Annotated in this window: 5 protein-coding genes; 3 read left to right on the plus strand and 2 right to left on the minus strand. The window is 67.5% G+C overall.

All coding sequences use genetic code 11. The annotated features are described in order from the left end of the window. Positions 1–69 precede the first annotated feature (69 nt). Positions 70–951 (minus strand): LysR substrate-binding domain-containing protein, encoded by an 882-nt coding sequence (locus DBR20_RS14015; RefSeq protein WP_108266599.1) that lies wholly within the window; start codon positions 949–951, stop codon positions 70–72. Positions 952–1,045: 94 nt separating this feature from the next. On the opposite strand from DBR20_RS14015, the gene DBR20_RS14020 reads away from it, so the two are divergent. Together DBR20_RS14020 and DBR20_RS14025 are read left to right on the plus strand one after the other, a co-directional pair. Next, the gene (locus DBR20_RS14020) at positions 1,046–1,747 is read left to right on the plus strand and encodes an ankyrin repeat domain-containing protein (RefSeq protein WP_108266600.1); all 702 of its coding nucleotides are present in this window, start codon (positions 1,046–1,048) and stop codon (positions 1,745–1,747) included. Between the two features lie 49 nt (positions 1,748–1,796). After that, on the plus strand, positions 1,797–3,245 hold the full coding sequence (locus tag DBR20_RS14025; protein ID WP_108266601.1) for an amidohydrolase family protein: 1,449 nt from the start codon (positions 1,797–1,799) through the stop codon (positions 3,243–3,245). Positions 3,246–3,277: 32 nt separating this feature from the next. Here DBR20_RS14025 and DBR20_RS14030 read toward each other — a convergent pair whose 3' ends face one another. After that, the gene (locus DBR20_RS14030; RefSeq protein WP_089237975.1) at positions 3,278–4,207 is read right to left on the minus strand and encodes a LysR family transcriptional regulator; all 930 of its coding nucleotides are present in this window, start codon (positions 4,205–4,207) and stop codon (positions 3,278–3,280) included. Between the two features lie 54 nt (positions 4,208–4,261). On the opposite strand from DBR20_RS14030, the gene DBR20_RS14035 reads away from it, so the two are divergent. Then, a complete protein-coding gene (locus DBR20_RS14035) occupies positions 4,262–5,497 on the plus strand; it encodes an MFS transporter (RefSeq protein WP_108266602.1) in 1,236 nt (411 codons plus the stop codon). The last annotated feature ends 89 nt before the right edge of the window (positions 5,498–5,586 follow it).

Genomic DNA, 5,586 nt, shown 5'->3' on the forward strand with positions numbered 1-5,586 from the left:
GGGATGTCCGCTTTTGACGTTGACGTTGACATCGCTTCGGCGGGTGCAGGGCGCAGCCCTGCCAACCTTTCACTCCGGCTCGCGCTGCACCTGCCGCCAGAGTTCAGCGGCCAGTGCACGCACCGCGTCATCGGCATCGGCGCGATGCAGCAGGCCGATCTCGTAGTTGTCGACCACCGGCAGGTCGCGCTCGCCATCGATGATGCGGTGTTCGCGGTTGACCGCGCGACGTGGCAGCAGGCTGATGCCGATGCCGTCGGCCACCGCGCCCTGGATGCCGCTCAGCGAGGAACTGGTGAACGCGATACGCCAGCGCAGGCCAAGGGCTTCGACGGCCTGGATCATCTCGTCGCGGTACAGCCCGCGTGGTGGGAAGGTGACCAGTGGCAGCGGGTCCTGCTGCAGGCTGCTGCTGCGCAGGCTGTCGATCCAGTGCATCGGTTCGCGCCGGCAATGCACGGCCTGGCGGGTGTTGCGACGCTGCTTGACCAGCACCAGGTCCAGCTCGCCATGGTCAAAGCCGTGGGCCAGATCACGGCTGAGACCGCTGCTGATTTCCAGCTTGACCTGCGGGTGGCGGCGGCTGAAGGCAGCGAGCATGCGCGTGGTCTGTGCGTTGACGAAGTCCTCCGGTACACCGATGCGCACCGCGGTCTCCACGGTGGCGCCGGCCAAGGCCTGGGCCAACTCCTCGTTCAGGTCCAGCATGCGCCGGGCATAACCCAGCAGGGTGTGGCCGGCATCGGTGGGATGCACGTCGCGGTGGCCGCGCTCGAGCAGGCGATGCCCGGCCAGTTCCTCCAGCCGCCGCACCTTCTGGCTGACCGTGGACTGGGTCGAATGCAGGCGGGTGGCCGCCGTGGTGAAGCTGCCGCAGTCGGCGACCATCACCAGGGCCCGCAGCAGGTCCAGTTCGAACACTGCTCTATTCGATTTGGCACTGTCTTGCATTTGAACATTTCACTTCTGGATACCCGTGCCGACTTCTACCATGCAGGGCAGGGACCGGCAATGGCCGGCGCCATCGCGCATGAGGAGAGTCACGATGCACCACCCTCGCTCCCGCCAGCGTCGTTCGGCATTGGGTCGCATGCTGTTGCTGTGCCTGTTGGTCATGGTGATCCCGGCGTGCACGGCGACTTCCCGAAGCGACGCCGATGCGCAGCTGCGCGATGCCGCCGGGCGCGGCGATGTCGAGGCCGTGCGCGAGGCGTTGGACGCGGGTGCCGATCTGGAAGCCCGTGACGGCCAAGGCCGCACGCCGCTGCTGCTGGCCACCCACGGCAACAACGTGGACGCGGCGCGCGAACTGATCGAGGCCGGCGCAGACGTCAATGCCAAGGACACGATGCAGGACAGCGCCTACCTGTACGCTGGTGCGCGCGGCCTGGATGAGATCCTGGCGCTGACCCTCGCGCACGGTGCAGACCTGCGCAGCACCAACCGCTATGGCGGTACCGCGCTGATTCCTGCTGCCGAACGCGGTCATGTCACCACCGTGCGTACGCTGCTGCGCGCCGGCGTGGCGGTGGACCATGTCAATCGCCTGCACTGGACTGCGCTGCTGGAGGCGATCCTGCTCGGCGACGGCGGCGCGCGCCACGTGCAGATCGTGCAGCTGCTGCTGGACGCCGGTGCCAACCCCGAGCTTGCCGATGGCGACGGCGTAACGCCGCTGGCGCATGCCCGGCAACGCGGCTACACCAACATCGAAACCCTGCTGCGCCAGCACGGCGCGACGCGCTGACAACCGCTCCTTCCACCCGCACGCTGCCGTGCCCACCAGGATGCTCTCCATGTTCCGTTCCCGTCCGTTGTCCCTCGCCATCCTTCTTGCCGTTGCACCGCTGTCGGCGTCTGCCGCCGAACGCGCCGATCTGCTGATCCGCAACGCCACGGTGGTCGATGTCGAGCACGCGCGCAGCGTGCCCGGGCAGAGCGTGGTCATCCGTGGTGAGGACATCGTCGCGGTCGGTCCCGATGCGCAGGTGCGCAGCCAGTGGAGTACCAGCCGCCAGATCGACGCCAAGGGCAAGTATCTGATTCCGGGCCTGTGGGACATGCACGTGCATTTCGGCGGCGGCCCTGCACTGGTGGAAGAGAACAAGGCGCTGCTGCCGCTGTACATCGCCCACGGCATCACCACGATCCGTGACTGCTCCGGTGATCTGCCGCAGCAGGTGCTGCAATGGCGTGGCGAAATCGCCAACGGCACGCTGTTCGGCCCGCGCCTGCTGACGTCCGGCGCGAAGATCGAAGGCATCAAGCCGGTCTGGAAGGGCACGATCGAGGTGGGCAGCAAGGTCGACGCGGACAAGGCGATCGAGCGCCTGCAGCACGACAAGGTCGACTTCGTGAAGATCACCGACAGCACGCTGACCCCGGAACTGTTCCTGTACTCGGCCAGCGCCGCGCGCAAGGCGGGTTTCAAGGCCTCAGGCCATATTCCGATGGCGTTGACGGTGGAACAGGCAGTGGATGCAGGCCTGGCCTCGATCGAACACCTGGACTATGCCTTCAAGGCTGGCAGTAAGGATGAAGCGCAGATCGCTGCCGATTTCGGCGCCGGGCGCATCGATCGCGCCGAGGCCAACCGTCGGCTCGACGCCAGCTTCGATCGCGAAACCGCGCTGCATGCCTATCGTGATTTCGCCAAGCGCGGCGTATTCGTGACGCCCACGCTCAACGGCGGCCGTATCCTCGACTTCCTCGACCAGGACGACCACGCCAACGACCCGTATCTGGCTTACATCGGCCCGGGCCTGCGTGCGACCTATACCTGGCGCGTGGAGCGAGCTGCAAAGGCGACGCCCGCGCAGATCGAGGCGCGCCATGCGCAGTACCACCAGGTGGCCGCAGTGCTGCCGTTGTTGCAGGAAGCGGGGGTGACGATCATCGCCGGCACCGATGCGGGCTTCCTCAATTCGTTCAACTACCCGGGTATCGGCCTGCACCAGGAGTTGCAGCTGTTCGTGAAGGAAGGCCTGAGCGCACCGCAGGCGCTGTCCGCCGCGACCCGCTCCGGCCCGGCCTGGTTTGGCCAGATGCAGCGCTATGGCGGTGTCGCCACGGGCAAGGCCGCCGATCTGGTGCTGCTGACCGCCAATCCGTTGCAGGACATCGCGGCCACCGAAAAGATCGACAGCGTGATCCTGCGCGGCGATGTGTACGATCGCGCGGCGCTGGACAGGATGCTGGCCGACACCAAGGCCAAGGTCGCTGGCTGGAATGCCGCGGCGAAGTAGAACTACGCCCGCGGTGATATGGCCGGCAGCGCCTAGCGTGGTGCCGGCCGCATGCCATGCAGTTGCGGCAGCGCAGCTTTCATTGCGTCGATGAAGGCGCGCAGGCGCAGGGGTTGCTGTCGCGCCGCAGGGAACACCAGATGCACGGGCAGCGGTGGTGCCTGCCAGTCCGGCAGCAGCTGTACCAGCCGTCCTTCGGCCAGGTCGTCGGCCACCAGCCAGGCCGAAACCACCGCCGCGCCCAAGCCAGCACGTGCAGCCTGCTGCACAACGAACAGGTTGTCGCTGAGCAGGCGTGGGGTGATCGCCAGCGTGTGTGCGCGGCCTTGCGCGTCGTGCAGCAGCAGACGTTCGCGGTAGTAGGTGACCAGCGAGATCCAGGGCAATGCCTGCGCCTGTTCGGGGGTGGTGATCGAACCCGCGTCGGCCAGCGAGGGTGCTGCTACGACGATGCGCGGTACTTCGGCCAGCGGCAGGGCGACCATGCGCGGTTCGTCGACCGTGCCGACCCGCACCGCGCAGTCGATGCCTTCGGCGATGAAGTCCGGACGGCGGTCCTCAAGGATCCACTCCAGGCTCAACTGTGGATGCTGGGCCAGGAAATCGAGCATGGTCGGCAGCAGCTGCGCCTGGCCGAACGCATGCGGCACCATCACCCGCAGGCGACCGCTGAGCATCTGGGCCTGGCCGTGCAGCTCGGCCTGCAGCGCTTCCCATTCGTCCACTACCCGCTGCGCATGGCGTTGGCAGCGCTGGCCGTCCTCGGTCAGCAGCAGGCCGTGTGTGGACCGTTGCAGCAGGCGCAGACCCAGTTGCCGCTCCAGGGCTTGAAGCCGACGGCTGACGGTGGGCTGGGTGGTGCCCAGTTGCAGGGCAGCAGCAGAAAGGCTGCCACTGTCCACGATGCGCAGGAAAGTACGCAGCAGGTCCAGACGGTCGCCACCCAAGGCAAGGTCGTTCATGCGCATGACGTATGACAAGTATGTAAGTGAGCCTACTACAGACGTGTCGCGAATATGGTCAAGCTACGCTCCACTTCTTTCCCGGATGCCCCCATGTCCACTCCCTCGCTCTCAACCATCACCGCTGCGCCCAGCGCTGCGCCCGCCCCATCATTGGTGCTGGCCATGGCCGCCGGCGCGGGCTTCTCGGTGGCCTCGCTCTATTACAGTCAGCCGATGCTGGGCCTGATCGCCCAGGATCTCGGTGCGGGCGAGCGCGCCGTGGGCCTGGTGCCGACCCTGACCCAGCTGGGTTATGCGCTGGGCATCCTGCTGCTGGCTCCGCTGGGCGACCGCTTCGACCGGCGCAACCTGATCCTGCTGAAGTCGGTGCTGTTGGCGTTGGCCCTGGGTGCGGCGGCCTTTGCCGGCCAGTTGCCGGGGCTGCTTGTTGCCAGCCTGCTGGTGGGGCTGATGGCCACGCTGGCGCAGGACATCGTGCCGGCCGCTGCGGTGCTGGCGCCGGATGCGCAGCGCGGGCAGGTGGTTGGCAGGGTGATGACCGGCCTGCTGCTGGGCATCCTGCTGTCGCGCGTGGTCAGCGGCGTGGTAGCCGAAGCCTGGGGCTGGCGCGTGCAGTTCGGCCTCGCGGCGCTCTCGGTACTGGCGATGGGCGCGGTGATGGCACGGGCGCTGCCGCACTTCGCAGCTACCAGTACGTTGCGTTACCCCGCGTTGCTGGGCTCGTTGCTGGCGCTCTGGCGCGAGCAGCCGCAGTTGCGCCGCGCCGTGGCCAGCCAGTCGCTGCTGGCGGTGGGCTTCAGTGCGTTCTGGTCGACGCTGGCGCTGATGCTGCACGCACGGCTGGGCCTGGGCAGTGCTGCCGCGGGTGCGTTCGGTATTGCCGGTGCTGCGGGTGCATTGGCTGCACCCGTTGCTGGCCGCTTCGCCGATCGCTTGGGCAGCCCTGCGGTAGCGCGGTTGGCGATTGCCGTCGCGCTGGCAGGCTTTGCCCTGTTGCTGGCCGAGTCATGGCTGCCGGCCGCTGCGCTGCTGCCGTTGCTGGTGGTCAGCGCGCTGCTGTTCGATTTCGGTTTCCAGTCGGCGCTGGTCGCGCACCAGACCCTGGTCTACGGACTGGTGCCGCCGGCACGCAGTCGCCTCAACGCGCTGTTGTTCACCGGCATGTTCATCGGCATGGCCGGCGGCGGCGCATTGGGCAGCCTGGCGTTGGCGCAGTGGGGCTGGCAGGGCGTGGCGTGGCTGGCGACGATCTGTGCTGGTGGCAGCCTGCTGATCCGCCTGCGTTGAGGGGGGGGTCGGCAGGGCTGCGCCCTGCACCTGCAGAGGCCACTGCGCAAGCAACAGCAACAGCGTGCGTGCATTCCGTGGGAGGGCGG

The sequence above is a fragment of the Stenotrophomonas sp. HMWF023 genome (genome assembly GCF_003060985.1).
GTDB lineage: Bacteria > Pseudomonadota > Gammaproteobacteria > Xanthomonadales > Xanthomonadaceae > Stenotrophomonas > Stenotrophomonas lactitubi.

Excerpts from the sequence above, each read along its gene's own strand:
- DBR20_RS14015 (WP_108266599.1), bottom strand. The coding sequence starts at position 951 with ATGCAAGACAGTGCCAAATCGAATAGAGCAGTGTTCGAACTGGACCTG.
- DBR20_RS14020 (WP_108266600.1), top strand. The coding sequence starts at position 1,046 with ATGCACCACCCTCGCTCCCGCCAGCGTCGTTCGGCATTGGGTCGCATG.
- DBR20_RS14025 (WP_108266601.1), top strand. The coding sequence starts at position 1,797 with ATGTTCCGTTCCCGTCCGTTGTCCCTCGCCATCCTTCTTGCCGTTGCA.
- DBR20_RS14030 (WP_089237975.1), bottom strand. The coding sequence starts at position 4,207 with ATGAACGACCTTGCCTTGGGTGGCGACCGTCTGGACCTGCTGCGTACT.
- DBR20_RS14035 (WP_108266602.1), top strand. The coding sequence starts at position 4,262 with ATGGTCAAGCTACGCTCCACTTCTTTCCCGGATGCCCCCATGTCCACT.